Here is a 17,032-nt window from a genome sequence, read left to right on the forward strand (position 1 = left end):
TAAGTATGCGTCGAGTCATTTTAGCTATTATGATTTCATCATTAGTTGGTTGTTCAACTAATATGGGACACCATAATCCAACAGATATAAAACAAGCATTAAATAACGCGGTTAATGAGTCAAGCAGTCGACCTCAGTTTACGCTACCACCATCAGTCAGCGCTGATTTGATACCTGCATTAGAAAATAAACCTGTATCGAATAAGGTATTAGATAAACGTTTTCGTATAAATGCTAAAAATGTAGACGCAAATGTGTTTTTTACCAGTTTAGTTAAAGGGACTCCTTTTAATATTGTTATTGATCCGAATGTGAAGGGTCGTATTACAATGAAATTAACAGATGTTACTTTAGACAATGTTCTCGATGTTGCTTCTGATATTTATGGATATCACATTACTCGTCAAGGAAATATCATTCAAGTTTTTCCAGCATCATTACGTACTGATGTTATTCCTGTTAACTATTTACAGTTACAACGTAAAGGTGTGTCATTAACATCGATTACTACGGGCTCAACGACAGGCGATGATAATAACAATAATGATAACAACAGCAGCAATAATAATGATAATGATAACAACAGCAATGATAGTAATAACAATACCACTAATGGTGGAACAACCATTGAAACAACGTCTAAGAGTGATTTTTGGGCGCAATTAGAAAAAGTAGTCACTGGAATGATCGGTAAAGGAGATGGCCGTAATGTTATGGTCTCACCTCAGGCTGGATTAATTTCAGTACGTGCTTATCCCAATGAACTTCGAGAAGTTAAACAATTTCTAGGCATGTCGCAAACTCGTTTAACACGTCAAGTAGTATTAGAAGCCAAAATTATGGAAGTCACACTTGATGATAGTTATCAACAAGGCATTGATTGGCATAATTTAACCAGCAGCCTTGGTGGTTCTGTTGGCGCTGTTGTTAAAGGTGCTCGCGGTGCCGTTGCTAGTATCATTAATGGTCAAGCCAATATAACGATCTCTGACGGTAATTTTAGTGCTGTGATGAGTTTTCTATCCACTCAAGGTGATTTAAATGTGTTATCTAGCCCTAGAGTGACGGCTGCCAATAACCAAAAAGCAGTCATTAAAGTGGGTGGAGATGAATATTTTGTTACCAATATTTCAAGTAGTAACGTTTCTGGTGATAACAGTAGTGCCGCTCCTGATATTCAATTAACACCTTTTTTCTCTGGTATTTCTCTTGATGTTACGCCTCAAATTGATGATAAAGGTGGCGTGCTATTACATGTACATCCCGTTGTCGTTGATGTGAAAAATGATGTTAAAAGTGTCGATTTAGGCCAAAAATATGGCACTTATCAATTGCCTCTAGCAAAGAGTACTATTCGAGAATCAGATTCCATTATTCATGCTCGTTCTGGAGATGTTGTCGTTATTGGTGGTTTGATGAAAACGAGCTATAGCGATCAAGTGACTAAGGTACCATTACTGGGTGATATCCCTGTTCTTGGTAATTTATTCCGTCATACCAATAGAGTGAAACATAAAACAGAATTAGTTATTTTATTAAAACCAACGGTTGTCACCGATCATACTTGGCAGCAAGAAATTGAGCGTTCTCGATCTTTAATTAATCAATGGTTTCCCGATGAGGCTTAAGTTGTCATTATTCGATTTCTTTTATAGAAACGTATAATTCTCTATTTGTTCATCAAAAAGGTCTTATCTGTTGTTTGCTTTCAATGGTAAGACCTTATTAATAAAAGAAACAGTGATGAAAAGAAAAAATATTTCCCGAAAGAGAAAAATAATACTGTTATGTGGTGTTATTTTTAATTGTTGCTGCATAGTGATTAGTGCTGTAATGACCCCTGTAATGGCGGCAACTGATGATATTCAGTCATCGGTTATTACTGATCATGATGAACAGAGTGTTTATGATGATGGATATAATAATGGTTATGAACAAGCGTTAGCTGAAGCACATCAAAAGCAAAAAAAAGAATCGCCGCCGATTAAAAGTGAGTTATCGATTGAAACTGTATCATTAACACCGAATGAATTAGCGAAGGTTGAATATTTAAATGCAGAAAAAGCATTAGAGCAGCAAAATAGTAAACAAGCTGCCTTAAATTTAGAGTCGGCATTGTATTATCGTCCTGATTGGGTAATGGCAAGGCAAAAATTAGCCGCCTTATATTATGGCCGAGGTAATGTACAAGAAGCTATCGCAACACTTGAACGTGGATTGGCGAGTCAGCCAAATCAAGCTGATTTACGATTAACTTTGGCAAAATTACTCATTAACGAATCACAGTTTCAGGCTGCATTGACGGTACTAGAAGAACAAAGTGGCCATATGAGTATCCAATATCTTGCGATGCGTGCGGCACTGGCTCAGCAGTTAAATCATAATGATGTAGCACTTTCTTGTTATCAAAAACTAATTCAAAGATCACCTAATGATGGTCGCTGGTGGATGGGAAAAGCGATAGTTCAAGAGAGAACTCAAGCTATCAATCAGGCACAAGTGTCTTATCAGAAAGCGTTAAATTTAGGCAATATATCATCTTCTTCTCAGCAATTTATTCAGCAACGTTTGAATGTTATTAAAAGCAACATAAGGCATAAATAATGTCTCTACGATTACGAAAGCGTCTTGGCGATCTTCTTGTTGATGCGAATATGATCACTCAAAATGATCTTGATTTAGCATTAGCAAAACACCAACAAACAGGCAGAAAGCTCGGTGATACGCTCATTAATATGGGCTTTTTAACTGAAACTGAAATGCTACAGTTTTTAGCTCAACAATTAGGAATCTCCCTAGTTGATTTGACGCGGATTGATATTGATCGCGATAGTGTTTCTTTATTATCTGAGGTAAATGCCCGTCGTTTACGCGCATTAGTCCTTGGACGACAAGGAAATACTATTCGAGTTGCAATGAGTGATCCGGCTGATTTAACCTCTCAAGAGGCAGTGTTTGATCTCCTTCATAGTTATCATGTTGAATTAGTTATTGCTCCAGAACGTCAATTACTTGCAGCTTTTGATCGTTACTATCGTCGAACTAAAGAAATAGCTTCTTTTGCTGAGCAGCTGAAAGCGGAACATCAATCAGACCAAGATTTTTCTTATGGTATGGAAGATACCGATAAAGAAAAAGTGACGGTTGTTAAGTTAATTAATTCATTGTTTGAAGATGCGATTCAAGTTGGAGCATCGGATATCCATATTGAACCGGATGCTGATGTGTTGCGTATTCGGCAGCGGATTGATGGCGTTCTACATGAAACACTATTAAAAGAAAGTAGTGTTTCTGCCGCATTAGTCTTACGTCTGAAATTAATGAGTGGTTTAGACATATCTGAAAAACGCTTGCCACAAGATGGTCGTTTTAATATCAAAGTCCGTGACCATTCGGTTGATGTCCGTATCTCAACCATGCCAATTCAACATGGTGAATCGGTGGTAATGCGATTATTGGATCAATCCGCTGGTATTCTCAGCCTTGATGAAATTGGTATGCCTGCAGAGTTGGTTGAGCGATTTCGTCGGCAATTAAAACGCCCGCATGGAATGCTATTAGTTACAGGTCCTACAGGTTCAGGTAAAACGACCACACTTTATGGCGCGTTAAATGAATTAAATAAGCCAGGTAAGAAACTGATTACAGCGGAAGATCCGGTGGAGTACCGTTTACCTCGAGTTAATCAAGTACAAGTTAATAATCGTATCGGACTAACCTTTTCTTCTATTTTAAGAACATTTTTACGTCAAGATCCGGATGTGATCTTAATCGGTGAAATGCGTGATCAAGAAACTGTTGAAATTGGTTTGCGTGCAGCATTAACAGGTCACCTTGTACTTTCAACTTTACACACTAATGATGCTATTGATAGTGCGCTACGAATGATTGATATGGAAGCGCCTGGTTATTTAGTAGCAAGTTCTGTACGTGCGGTATTAGCACAGCGTTTAGTCCGTCGTATTTGTCCTGATTGTATAGAAGATGATGTGCTAGATGAAAGTCAATTGACCTGGATAGAAAAACGATTTCCTGCACTGGATCAACAATTATTCCGTCATGGGCGTGGTTGCCATAGTTGTAATTTTAGTGGCTATAAAGGTCGAATTGGCGTGTTTGAATTACTTGAGATGCGTCAAGATATGATGGATGCATTACGTGAAAATAATGCAGTGCTTTTTACGCAATTAGCTAGAAAAAGTGAAGGTTATAAACCATTAGTTGAGTCAGCAATGGCATTAGCATTATCCGGACAAACCAGTATTGATGAGGTATTAATACTTGGTGAAGGTGACATGCTTGATGATCTGTAGAAGAAATAGAGGCTAAATAATGGCTGTATTTAGTTACCGAGGGCGAACCGATAGCGGTCAGCTTAAGCGTGGTACGATTGAAGCATCTAGTCAAAATAGTGCTGCTGATTTATTATTACGTCAAGGCGTGATTCCGCTAGATATTCAAGAAATAAAAGTATCATCTAAATCATTTGATTTAATGGCATTATTTCAATCACAGCTCCCCCTTGAAGTGTTGGTGATTTTTTGTCGACAGTTATATAGCTTAACCAAGGCGGGTGTACCTTTGTTGCGCGCATTTAATGGTTTATCGCAAAGTACGACCCATAAATTATTAAAAGAAACATTAGCGACAGTGACGTTGGACTTGACCAATGGCCGAGCGTTATCTACATCCATGCAACAACATCCTAGAGTTTTTTCTCGACTATTTATCTCAATGATCCATGTCGGTGAGAATACTGGACGGTTAGATGATATTTTGCTGCAATTGGCAAATTATTATGAGCAAGAGATGAAAACGCGTCGTCAAATTTCTTCTGCGATGCGTTATCCAACTTTTGTTATGATGTCGATTGTTATTGCGATGGGCATTTTGAATACTAAAGTGATTCCACAATTTGCTTCAATGTTCTCACGCTTTGGGGTTGAGTTGCCTCTGCCTACACGCATTTTAATTGGCACCTCTAATTTCTTTGTTCATTATTGGTTAGCGATGACACTGGGCGCGATAGCAGTATGGTTTGCGATCCGTTTATGGCGTAATACAGAAAAAGGCAAAGAGAAGTGGGATTATTGGCGGTTAAGAATGCCGATCACCGGATCAATAGTTAATCGTGCTCAAATGGCGCGTTTTTCACGGACCTTTGCATTAATGCTTCGTGCTGGTGTCCCGCTAAATAGTGCAATTCAAATGTCTGCCGAATCGTTAGGCAATGCTTTTTTAGAAAAACGTTTAATTGATATGAAAACGGGAATAGAAGGTGGTAGTAGTATTGCTCATATGGCTCGACAATCAGAGGTTTTTACACCTTTAGTGTTGCAGATGATTGCTGTTGGTGAAGAAACGGGTCAAGTAGATGATTTGTTATTAGAAGCTGCGGAATTTTATGATCGCGAAGTTGAGTATGATTTACAAACATTAACTGCGAGAATTGAACCGATCATGTTAGTTGTGGTTGCGGGTATTGTATTGATGCTTGCATTAGGTATATTTCTACCTATGTGGGGCATGCTTGATGTCGCCCAACATGGATAAATTTAAATCTGAAGTACGTTTAAAAAATATGGCTTGGGCTGCGGTAATATTATTACTTATTAGTGTGCTGTTATATAAATGGCAGCAAATTGAGAATAAAGCAGAAGATACTCAGCTGATATTAACAAAAAATAATCTTTATCAAGGTGCTGTAAACTTAAAACAGCAATGGGAAATAAATAATAAACCAGCGTATGATCGTATAGGTGGAATTGATTTTCAATATACGTTATTAGGATGGCCAATAGTAAATATTGATAATCAACTTGATTGTAATAAGTTATGGCAATTACTAACTAATAATATTAATTATATAACCAATAATGAATCCTTATACTTTATAAATGGTAAATTGACTGGTATTAATCATTGTACATATATGATCAATAATAAAGCATTGGCAATTTTTTATATTGATGGCAAAATATGCATCAAAGCTTAATGTTGTTGTTTTATATAGCAAGGAAGAACAAGTCTGAAGTCGTTTGTTGATATATTGTAATAAGATATTAACGGACAATCGATTTCAGTCATTTAGAGAATAAGTGATTTAAAAAGGATTCAAAATGAAAAAACATAATGGCTTTTCATTAATAGAACTTGTCGTTGTGATTATCATTTTAGGAATATTAGCGGCAACTGCATTACCTCGATTTATGAATATTACCGATGCTGCAAAAAAATCAGCCATTGAAGCAATGGCGGGTGGATTTGCGACTGCAGTCGTTTCTGCTCGAGCGCAATGGGAAGCGTATGGTCGTCCAGTCGATCATAGCAATAATAATATTGTTAATTATGATGGTACTGAATTTAAGTTAACCAATGTTGATCAACAAAAAAACATTCGTATGGGTTATCCTTTTGCATTAAATAGCAGTAACACTGTTGATGTGCTTGATATAACTGCTAACGATTGCTTAGATTTGTTAGAAGAGTTAATGCAAAATCCGCCATTAGCAACAACATCAAAAAATACAGTTGCTGATGGTAAAGCATTATTTTATGTCACTGTTGAAAATGTAAAAATTAAAGATATTAATGGTATTAACCCTCAAGGGATTATTACTGAAGCAAAACAATGTCGCTATTATCAATTAGCGTCGGCAAGTAAAAACAGTGCGGGTGATGTTAATCCATTAGCCGGACATTCGTTTACCTATAAACCGACATTAGGTCGCGTTGAAGTTGATTTACAACAAAAACAAAGAGAGAAATAGAATGAAGCGTCAACAAGGTTTTACATTAATTGAATTAGTGGTTGTGATTGTTATTTTGGGTATTTTAGCAGTAACAGCTGCACCTAAATTTATGAACCTGCAAGGCGATGCACGTAATGCGTCACTACAAGGTCTAAAAGGTGCTATTCAAGGTGCAGCAGGCATTGTTTACGGTAAAGCAGCGATTGCTGGAATTGAATCATCGCCTAGTGGTGCTGTAAGTGCGGGCACTGGTACTGTTGCAACTAAATTTGGTTACCCTACCGCATCTAAAGATGGCATTGTAAAAGCGGTTGAAGGACTAGGTGAAAACACATCTGATACAGATTTTGTTGTTGTGAAAGATAGTTCTGATAACGGTACAAAAATCCAATTTACTTTTAAAAATTATGCTAGTGATACTATACCACCAAAAAATTGTTTCTTAACTTATAACGCAGCAACAAGCCCATCTCAAGCAGCATCTGTGATTTTAGATGCTGGTGCTTGTAAAGATTAATACTATCGTTTGATCTTATAACGAGAGGGAATTATTCCTCTCGTTGTTAAATACATTGAAAGAGAAAAGAAAATGAAAAAACAACAAGGTTTCACCCTAATTGAACTGGTAGTCGTAATCGTTATTCTAGGTATTCTAGCTGTAACTGCTGCACCTAAGTTCATGAACCTACAAGTTGATGCGCGTAATGCATCACTACAAGGTCTGAAAGGCGCAATTCAGGGTGCGGCAGGTATTGTTTACGGTAAAGCTGCAATTGATGGTGTTGAAGCAAGTCCTGATATTAAAAATAGTACTACTAATGCGAAGACTGCTAATACAACTGGTGTTGATTTAATTAATGGTTATCCTGCTGCGACATCTAGTGGTATTAAGTTAGCTGTTAATGGTCTTGAAGACGCTAAAGAGTGGAAAGAGATTACAGCAACAGGTACACCAAAGAGTGGTATTAATTTTACTTTTGCTAATTCATCTATAACTGATAGCTGTTATGTGAATTATGCAGCGGCAGAATCTGGTGCAGCACCTGCTGTAACAGTTGTTCCTTGTAAATAATCTCTAGCATCATGTGTTAGATATAAAGGCGTAGTCACTTGGCTGCGCCTTTTTTGGTTAAACCTGATAAATTAAACAAACATATCAATAATTAGGCGGCGAAGTGAAGTCACAACAAGGTTTCTCCCTTATTGAACTTATCATGGTGATCATCCTTATTGGGATCCTCAGTGGCACGGCTGCTGCGCGTTTTTCAGGGCGAAGTGAATTTGATGCGCAGATCACCCGCGATCAAGCAATATCACTCATTCGTCAGCTTCAAATTTCAGCTATGAACGGTGATAGTCAACCACTAACGGTTGAATCAAATTGTCTTGGTGTGTGTGACGCTAACCGTCAAGATGCTAATAACAGCTTGCGCTATCAACAAACGCACACTACTTTCTCAATACAACCCTTGAATCGTAGATCCTCGTCGTTATTTTTTAATTTACTAGGGCAACCGACAGTCAGTCAGTCACCAACGGCTGCGCTTAGTTGTGCATCCGGCTGTACAATTACAATAACGGCTAAAAATAAGCAAACTGCCAGTATTTGTATTAATAGCCAAGGCTATATTTATAAGAAAACCGATGAGGCGTGTTCACAGTGAATTTTTATCGTAAAGCAAAAGGTTTTACCCTTATTGAGGGGATCATCACCATTGTTTTATTGGCTATTGCAATGATCACCTTGATCAGCTTTTTGTTTCCTCAAGTTGAACGCTCGGCGATCCCTTATTATCAAGCTCGCTCGGTGGCGATGGGTGAAGCGATACTTAATCAAGTGCTGGCGCGTCAGTTTGATCAAAATTCCGATCCTAATGGTGATAGTGTTTATCGTTGCGGTGAGAATGATAAACAAGGTGAATTTATTTATTGTTCGGCAACAGGACCTCATCCTAAACCTGCGACATTAGGGCCGGATACTCAGCTTGAGAAATCACAACCACAATATTCAAATGATGTTGATGATTTTATTGGTTGCTGGGGGACAAAAGAACAGTGTCAGGGATATAAAGATCTTCATACTATTGATCGGAGTAAATATCCAAATACATTAATGGCTCTTATCCCTAGTTCTGATAATGCTAAATATAAACATATTTTTGCGGTAATTAATGTTGAATATGATCGCCTTGATCTTGTTGCATTAAACAAACAAACACTACCTGAACCTCGGTTTAAAAAAATCATTGTTACCGTTAATGCCGGGCGTTATGGAAAATATAATTACATTGCCTATAAAGGGAATTATTAATGCGTAACCACAACAAAGGTTTTACCTTATTAGAGATGGTGATCGCAATGGTGGTACTGTCGATCATTATGATTGGTATCGGTAGTTATATTGCGTTGGGTGTGAAAGGTTATACCAATACGATAGATCGTGAACGATTACAGTCGCAAGCCCGTTTTTTAGTGGCGCGAATGACTAAAGAGATCCGCCATGCAGCACCTAATAGTTTAGTAACTGAAGATCGTTGTATCCGTTTTTATCCCATTGTTAGTTCTGCAGTTTATTATGCTGAATTGCCTAATAACAGTGATGAATTAAATATCTCAGCATTTGATTTTGAGAATAAAGCTATTTGGGATCACAATAGTTGGCATGTTGCGGTGGGGTTTGCTTCTGCTGAACAATATCAGAATAATACGATAACTGTTGATAGTATTAGTGCAGCAAAAACAAATGATAACAATCAAGCTGGTAATTTATTTCAATTGACATTATCTTCACCGATTATAACGTCATCACCCGGTAAGCGACTCTATTTATATCACGATCAAATTAGTTATTGTCAGCTTGGTAATACTATTGTGCGTAAAGTAAATAATAGTGATGGGGTGTTAATGGCGACCAATATTGTTGAATTTATGCCAAAAGTACAAGCCGCCGGATTAAATAGTAGTGCGATAGCATTAATTGGTATTAAATTTAGCGATCCAAAGACCAATGAAATTGCGAATTATAATCACAGTGTGCAGGTGTTAAATGTATTGTAATCGTTATACTAAACAGCGCGGCAGTGGCTTAATGATAGTATTGTTCGTGATTGTTGTAATGGGGTTAATGGCTATCGCAATGACTAAAATAGGCGCTTCAAGCCAAACTATAACCACCAAAGAAGTCCTTGGCACTCGTGCATGGTTTAGTGCTTATTCTGCTAATGAAGTGCTATTAACTAAGATATTTCCATTGGGGGACCCATTAATAAGTAAACCAATGGCTTGTAAAGATTATTCTTTTGTTGAAATAAAAACGGTGATGCCACCACTTCAACAAGGGTGCAAAATTGTGACTATGAATTGTGTGGCTACGATTATAAATAAAACCAATGAATATAAATTAATAAGTACTGCAACATGCGGTAGTGGAAAAGTTACCATGACACGGATACAAGAAGTATGGGCGAAGGGGTTAAAATGAATATTAGAATAATTATAATTTTTTTTAGTTTATTATTTTATTCAATGTGCTCTTTTGCACAGAACACTTATGATACACAAAAATTTATCAATTCAATGAATGTTGGTCGATATAATGTTTTAGCTAATCATAATAACGATTCATTTTATTGCATTAAAAATACATGTACGATTAAGTTTAATAAAACGTTTAATACTGTTCCTGTCGTGTTTTTAATGAACACAGTTAACTTTAATGATGAACAAGATCAACCATCAGCATTAATAATAAAAAAAGTTACAACTTCAAGTGTTTCTTTTCAGCAGGTTATGGCTCCAGATAATAAAAGACCTTCAAGTGTTATACCTAAACCAATGAAATTGATTAACTACTTAGTAGTGGAAGAAGGAACTTATCAATTACCAAATAATAGTTATGTTATAGCAAGTCGTATTAGTACTAATTATTTTCAATATAAATTTAGGGTTCCTAAAGGTACGTCAAATTATAATAAATGGGTGAACATTAATTTAAATAGATATATTAAAGATAGTAGTGTTAAGTTAAGGTATACTCCAGGAGTATTACATCAAAAGCAGACTGATAATAATAACATGTGGTTAACTACAACTGTAAACAATGTTAAAAAAAACAAGTTTCAGTTATCGTTGGAAAAATCTGAGATAGATGGATATAAGGATGAAGAACATATAAAAATACCAATAATGGATGAAAAAATTGGATTTTTAGCTGGTTATGGTGATTTCTCATATCAAAATTTACGAATATTATTTGGTATTCAACAAACAAAAAACACATTATCAACACCAGATCCAATTACCAGTGGCTGTGGTAATTATGTTGATTTTAAGCCCCCATTTAACTCTATACCCTATATTTTTGCAAATAAAGATGCTCGAAGAGGTCCTGATGGCGGTTGGGTTCGTTTATGTAAAGCTCAAAATAATAAAGCCAGTTTTGCGATTGATGAAGATATGGATACTGATTCAAATAGAGATCATCAGGGTGAAGTTATTGGCTATGTGGCTATCGATTATAAAAAAGAAGAACCGCCAATAAATGAACTTTGTAAGTATTTCCCATCAACAGTTTCTTCCAATGATGATGATGGAGAAATATGGCTAAGTGAAAATTCTACTATCTATGGTGAATATCCATATTTCACTTTGAATTTTGATGATATAAATCATCAAGGAAGTGGTCGACAAGATAATTGTCGTTATGGAAACACAGAATGGAAATGTGAAATTACCTCTCCATATGAACCAACAGATGAGCTTGATATTAATATTCCAAATATACAATCAAATCAAGAATATTATGGTTCGTATAACCATTTATATCCTGGTACTTACGGTAATGTTTTTGTATATAGTGGTACGATATATTTATCATCTGGAGATTATTATTTTAATTCATTAAATATGGACTCTGGAGTAAAAGTTGAAATACAACCTAATAGTTCAGTTAGAATATTCTCAAATAGAATAGAAACTAATAATGTTTCAATTAATGCTAATGGTGAATCTAGTGATTTATTAATTTATTCACGGGGAGATATTGATTTTTATGGACATAAAGAGCTAAATATTAATGCATTTATTTACTCGTTAGATGATGTTTATATTCATGGTAGAACAATTTTAACAGGCGCTGTTACAGCAGAAGATATTAAATTGTACTCATCAGCAATAATAAATTCAAAAAACGCATGTATTAATCCGCCTATACCGCCAGTAGAAAAAAATAAATTAATAATTACACCTCAAGTTAGTTACGGATTAACTTGTGAGCGTATTCCTATTGATTTTTATGTTTATCATGATAATGGAAAGGTTAATACTGATTTTGTTGGTAATCTAACAATAAAACAGCAAGATGGAATCTGTTGGTCGACGACTAATGATGGTTATTGTTTTACTGATACTGCTGCGATCCCTATTTCTGGTGGCCATATACAGTTATATATGCAGAGTGTTCACAATGGTAATGTGAATATAAATGCAAATTTAGCCGAAGATAAAACCGTTACGGCCACTGGAGGTCCATATAGATTTGCACCGTATGGTTTTCGAATTAATGGCTTAAAAGATATTGAACTTATTGCAGGTAAACCTAAGACGGTAACTATCGAAGCGGTAGCTTCCAGTGGTGCTCAATGTACAGTGATTAAAGATTATCAAGGTAACGCACAGCTTACGTTTTCTAATATGCAGGGCTTAATGCCGAAACACCTTTATCAACCATTGAGTATTAATGCTGATACACTTATTCCTAATAAAAAACTTAGTCAAAATCTGTTATTTCAGGAGGGTATTTCTCATTTAACATTGAAATACTCAGATGCGGGTTCTCTAGATTTTTCGGTGTTTGATCCTAAATGGAGGCCTCAGCAATGTTCTCAACGAAATTCTTCATGTAGTGATTGGGAACAAAATTGGTCTGGGTTACAAGGGAAAAGTATTATTAAATCTCGCCCGTGGACGTTTGCTATATGTCCTGTTACTTTTCATGAAGATAAATTGCGTACAGCTGATGGTAATAGTGATGATCCTAATACTGAGGATTTTACAGCAGCAGGCAAACCGTTTGATATTGTCGCTAAACCTTTAATTTGGCAAATCGACGATTCTGATTCAGAAAGTGCAATGGTCGATGTATCTAAGCAGACATATTGTAATCGTCCTGTAACTCAGAACTTTTTTGCTACAGGGGCTCCATCTTTAAATGATGGCGTCATACTATCTGAAGATGGTTTAGATTCACCGAAAAAAGGTCAACTAGGTCAATTTTCTAGCCAACCTCAAACGAATAACACTCAACATAAATTAAGTGGCTTGTTGATTGCTAATAATTCATGGTCAGAGGTGGGCAGTTTATGGATAAAAGCAAATTTAAATAATTATTTGGGAATGGTGGTCAATCCAAGTCGTCGTCATATGGGGCGTTTTTATCCAGATCATTTTATGATGGTGAATGGGGATGTTAGAAATGCTTATAATGAATTATCACCATTTACTTATATGGGGCAACCATTTACAACATCTTTTACTATTGAAGCTCAAAATAAAGATAATCAGCCAACAACAAATTATGGATTATTTAATGAGAAGCTTAAACAATCGATGGAAATATTGGCAAGAAATCAAGTTTCTAATGCTTGGTTAACTTCAAGATTAGATCAATCTAATTTGTCCGTTGATTGGGAGAAGAATTGGAATAATGCTACTTTGTCTGTTAGTTCTGAACCTTTAACCTTTAAGCGAAAAAATATTAAGACTAAAACAACAATAGCCGATGGACCTTATGACATTGCGTTAGGTATTCATGCTCTTCCTTTAGAAAAATGTCCTTTCGATGGATGTCCTACTTTTCAAGCAAATAAAGATCATAATCTTTGGTTTTGGAAAAAACATTTGACGGATACTATTAAACAACGTGCTGCCGAAATTACAGGTTTGATCCATAGTCGCTATGGCCGTATGGTTTTAGATGATGCTGCTGGTGATCTAAATCAAACATTAACCATTCCACTTCGAGTTCAATATTGGGATGGTTCGGAATTTATCACCAATGCTGATGATTCAATGTCAACATTTAATGGTGATAACTATTGCCGTCAAATATTAATACAAGAACCTGCGCCTCATACACCCAATAACCCAACGACGTCTGGTGTTGGCACTGTTAATGCGGGTCAGTCATTCCTTAAGCAGTTAGTTGCTAATCCTGATGGTAATTTTAAACAGCAAATTCGGTTTTGGCAGCGATTATCGGCATCAACAACGCCTAAGCAAATAAAAAATACGCCGCCAATTATTTGTAATGGTAATGCATCAAATCAACCCTGGTTAAGTTATAACTGGCGCGGATTAGGTGATGAAGATCCATCCGCAACGGTAACTTTTGGGGTTTATCACGGTAACAATCGGATTATTTATCGCGGTGAAGCTAATGATAACGGCCTTTCTATTCCTTATCAGAATTATCAGTAATCGTATGTTGTAATATGAGAGTAGATATTTAGAATAGATTTAAGTTATGAGATTAAGGTTGATTGTCATATTTTTAAATATCGATTGAAAACGGTCTCAATCAACCCATTGAGTAAATAAATTGCGGGTCTAGGCGCGGTTTAGCGATCCATATCTTGTTTCACTAAGGAGCACTTGATACATTGAGCGCAATTTACGATTTTTTAACGCTTGCAGGAATAGCTGAAGACTATGTTTAAGAAGCTTCGTGGCATGTTTTCCAATGACTTGTCTATTGACTTGGGCACTGCCAACACCCTTATTTATGTCAAAGGACAAGGAATTGTTCTTGATGAACCCTCTGTAGTGGCTATTCGTCAAGATCGCGCGGGGGCAACCAAAAGTGTTGCTGCAGTTGGCCATGATGCCAAATTAATGCTTGGTCGTACGCCAGGTAATATTGCCGCGATTCGTCCAATGAAAGATGGCGTTATTGCCGATTTTTATGTAACTGAAAAAATGTTACAACACTTTATTAAACAAGTGCATGACAATAGCTTTTTGCGTCCAAGTCCTCGCGTATTGGTTGCTGTACCTTGTGGCTCTACTCAGGTTGAGCGTCGTGCTATTCGTGAATCAGCACAAGGTGCAGGTGCGCGTGAAGTTTACCTTATTGATGAACCAATGGCCGCGGCAATCGGCGCAGGTATGCCGGTATCAGAAGCAACGGGCTCAATGGTGATCGATATCGGTGGTGGTACCACTGAAGTTGCGGTTATTTCATTAAACGGTGTGGTGTATTCATCATCTGTTCGTATTGGTGGTGATCGCTTTGATGAAGCGATTATTAACTATGTTCGTCGTAACTACGGTAGCTTGATTGGTGAAGCAACGGCTGAGCGTATTAAGCATGAGATCGGATCGGCTTATCCTGGTGATGAAGTTCGTGAGATTGAAGTGCGTGGTCGCAACCTTGCGGAAGGTGTTCCACGTAGCTTTACATTGAATTCCAATGAAATATTAGAAGCATTGCAAGAGCCATTAACAGGAATAGTGTCTGCGGTTATGGTTGCACTTGAGCAATGTCCACCAGAATTAGCGTCTGATATTTCAGAACGTGGTATGGTATTAACCGGTGGCGGTGCATTATTGCGCGATCTTGATCGTCTACTCACTGAAGAAACAGGTATTCCTGTTGTTGTGGCGGAAGATCCATTAACGTGTGTAGCACGTGGGGGCGGTAAAGCGCTTGAAATGATCGATATGCATGGTGGCGATCTCTTCAGCGAAGAATAAAACCATCATAGGATCCTAATTAAACAGGTTATAGTGTTATATGAAACCTATATTTGGTAGAGGCCCATCTCTGCAATTACGCCTGTTTCTTGCCATATTATTATCGGCTAGCTTAATGCTAGCCGATAGTCGTCTTGGTGCTTTTGCCAATATTCGTTATTTATTGAATTCGGCGGTTGCACCGCTGCAATATGCGGCAAATTTACCACGTGAAATGCTCGATCTTGTGCGTGGGCAATTCAGTTCTCATCAACGACTGTTGACAGAAAATAAAGCATTAAAACGTGATTTATTAGTCATGAAAAGTAATGTGTTATTACTCGATCAATTACAGCAAGAAAACCAGCGTTTAAGAGATTTATTGGGCTCTCCATTTGTGCGTGATGAACGTAAAATGGTGGCTGAAGTAATGGCGGTTGACTCAGATCCTTATAGTTATCAAGTGATGATAAATAAAGGGCGTGTTGATGGCGTTTATGAAGGTCAACCGGTGATCAATGATAAAGGTATTGTTGGGCAAGTGTCTTATGTTGGCGCGCACAATAGTCGCGTGTTATTGCTCATTGATCCTACCAATGCAATTCCAGTGCAGGTAGTGCGTAATGATATTCGTGTTATTGCGACTGGTGGTGGACGTAACCATCAGATTTTATTAGAACATGTACCAAGTAGTACCGATATTAAAAAGGGTGATTTACTGGTCAGTTCAGGTCTTGGTGGACGTTATCCTGAAGGGTACCCTGTGGCGCGAGTGACATCATTTACCTTTGATAATAAACGCCCGTTTGCACAGATTACGGCAAAGACAACAGTACAGTTTGATCGCTTGCGTTATCTTTTGTTGGTATGGCCAACTGATCGCACAAAAATTAATGATCAAACTGCCGTTACTGCCAAAGGTGCACCAATAACAACCGCAGTGACGCCTGTTACCGCAACAGATCCTGTGACACTGACCGCTCCAACCGTTAATCCAACGGACCCTGCGGTACCAGCGCCAAGGAAGGTGAACAATGCCAACGAATAAAGCACATGGTCGAATTTGGATTTGGCTGTCATTTCTGTTTGCGTTAGTGCTACAAGCCGTACCGTGGCCGGGAGAGTTAGAACCATTTCGACCGTCGTGGGTGGTACTTGTAACATGTTATTGGGTATTAGCGTTACCTCATCGAGTCAATGTCGGCACAGCCTTAGTTGTCGGTCTATTATGGGATTTAACCTTAGGCTCAACATTAGGTGTTCGTGGGCTAATGTTGTCGGTGATTGCTTATATTATTGCGCTTAATTTTAGAGTATTGCGTAATTTGTCATTATGGCAGCAGGCAATTGTGATAGCGTTATTATCGCTGGCTGCTAAATTAATCGAATTTTGGGCTGAATATTTAGTCTCAAATATTAGTTTTTATCCGCAGCAGTTTTTGGCCGTGTTATTAAACTTTATATTATGGCCATGGCTGTTTTTATTATTACGCCGAATTCGACGTAAATTTGCGATTCGCTAATAACGATTAACATTATAGGGGGAGCCA

Annotated in this window: 16 protein-coding genes; all 16 read left to right on the top strand. The window is 37.3% G+C overall.

The window, feature by feature from the left end:
- The first annotated feature begins 5 nt into the window (after nucleotides 1-5).
- Nucleotides 6-1,628, top strand: coding sequence for a pilus (MSHA type) biogenesis protein MshL (gene mshL, locus VXS03_RS11870; protein ID WP_327763940.1), 1,623 nt, complete (start codon nucleotides 6-8; stop codon nucleotides 1,626-1,628).
- Nucleotides 1,629-1,833: 205 nt separating this feature from the next.
- Complete coding sequence (locus VXS03_RS11875; protein ID WP_327763941.1) at nucleotides 1,834-2,604, top strand: tetratricopeptide repeat protein; 771 nt, start codon at nucleotides 1,834-1,836, stop codon at nucleotides 2,602-2,604.
- Nucleotides 2,604-4,313: a GspE/PulE family protein gene (locus VXS03_RS11880; protein WP_327763942.1), complete on the top strand. Its 1,710-nt coding sequence runs from the start codon at nucleotides 2,604-2,606 to the stop codon at nucleotides 4,311-4,313. The genes VXS03_RS11875 and VXS03_RS11880 overlap by 1 nt, the downstream gene beginning before the upstream one ends.
- Nucleotides 4,314-4,332: 19 nt before the next feature.
- Nucleotides 4,333-5,553, top strand: a complete 1,221-nt coding sequence (locus VXS03_RS11885) for a type II secretion system F family protein (protein ID WP_327763944.1) — start codon at nucleotides 4,333-4,335, stop codon at nucleotides 5,551-5,553.
- Nucleotides 5,546-5,995, top strand: a complete 450-nt coding sequence (locus VXS03_RS11890; RefSeq protein WP_327763945.1) for a hypothetical protein — start codon at nucleotides 5,546-5,548, stop codon at nucleotides 5,993-5,995. Before VXS03_RS11885 ends, VXS03_RS11890 begins: the two co-directional genes overlap by 8 nt.
- A gap of 124 nt (nucleotides 5,996-6,119) precedes the next feature.
- Nucleotides 6,120-6,770 carry a type II secretion system protein gene (locus tag VXS03_RS11895; RefSeq protein WP_327763946.1) on the top strand — a complete coding sequence of 217 codons (651 nt, stop codon included), beginning with the start codon at nucleotides 6,120-6,122 and terminating at the stop codon, nucleotides 6,768-6,770.
- Between the two features lies 1 nt (nucleotide 6,771).
- Nucleotides 6,772-7,269, top strand: a complete 498-nt coding sequence (locus tag VXS03_RS11900) for a type II secretion system protein (protein ID WP_327763947.1) — start codon at nucleotides 6,772-6,774, stop codon at nucleotides 7,267-7,269.
- Between the two features lie 72 nt (nucleotides 7,270-7,341).
- Nucleotides 7,342-7,824, top strand: coding sequence for a type II secretion system protein (locus VXS03_RS11905; protein WP_327763948.1), 483 nt, complete (start codon nucleotides 7,342-7,344; stop codon nucleotides 7,822-7,824).
- 103 nt (nucleotides 7,825-7,927) lie between these two features.
- Complete coding sequence (locus VXS03_RS11910; protein WP_327763949.1) at nucleotides 7,928-8,416, top strand: type II secretion system protein; 489 nt, start codon at nucleotides 7,928-7,930, stop codon at nucleotides 8,414-8,416.
- A complete protein-coding gene (locus VXS03_RS11915) occupies nucleotides 8,413-9,063 on the top strand; it encodes a type IV pilus modification PilV family protein (RefSeq protein ID WP_327763950.1) in 651 nt (216 codons plus the stop codon). Before VXS03_RS11910 ends, VXS03_RS11915 begins: the two co-directional genes overlap by 4 nt.
- Nucleotides 9,063-9,809 (top strand): PilW family protein, encoded by a 747-nt coding sequence (locus tag VXS03_RS11920; RefSeq protein WP_327763951.1) that lies wholly within the window; start codon nucleotides 9,063-9,065, stop codon nucleotides 9,807-9,809. Before VXS03_RS11915 ends, VXS03_RS11920 begins: the two co-directional genes overlap by 1 nt.
- Nucleotides 9,799-10,233: an MshP protein gene (locus tag VXS03_RS11925; protein ID WP_327763952.1), complete on the top strand. Its 435-nt coding sequence runs from the start codon at nucleotides 9,799-9,801 to the stop codon at nucleotides 10,231-10,233. Before VXS03_RS11920 ends, VXS03_RS11925 begins: the two co-directional genes overlap by 11 nt.
- Entirely contained in the window at nucleotides 10,212-14,228 is a 4,017-nt protein-coding gene (locus VXS03_RS11930) for a DUF6701 domain-containing protein (protein ID WP_327763953.1), read from the top strand. Before VXS03_RS11925 ends, VXS03_RS11930 begins: the two co-directional genes overlap by 22 nt.
- Before the next feature lie 231 nt (nucleotides 14,229-14,459).
- Nucleotides 14,460-15,503 (top strand): rod shape-determining protein MreB, encoded by a 1,044-nt coding sequence (gene mreB / locus VXS03_RS11935; RefSeq protein ID WP_036793121.1) that lies wholly within the window; start codon nucleotides 14,460-14,462, stop codon nucleotides 15,501-15,503.
- A gap of 40 nt (nucleotides 15,504-15,543) precedes the next feature.
- Entirely contained in the window at nucleotides 15,544-16,530 is a 987-nt protein-coding gene (mreC, locus tag VXS03_RS11940) for a rod shape-determining protein MreC (RefSeq protein WP_327763954.1), read from the top strand.
- Nucleotides 16,517-17,005 (top strand): rod shape-determining protein MreD, encoded by a 489-nt coding sequence (gene mreD / locus VXS03_RS11945; protein WP_327763956.1) that lies wholly within the window; start codon nucleotides 16,517-16,519, stop codon nucleotides 17,003-17,005. Before mreC ends, mreD begins: the two co-directional genes overlap by 14 nt.
- Nucleotides 17,006-17,032: the final 27 nt, after the last annotated feature.

Source organism: Photobacterium sp. S4TG1, from assembly GCF_036040035.1.
Classification (GTDB): Bacteria; Pseudomonadota; Gammaproteobacteria; order Enterobacterales; family Vibrionaceae; genus Photobacterium.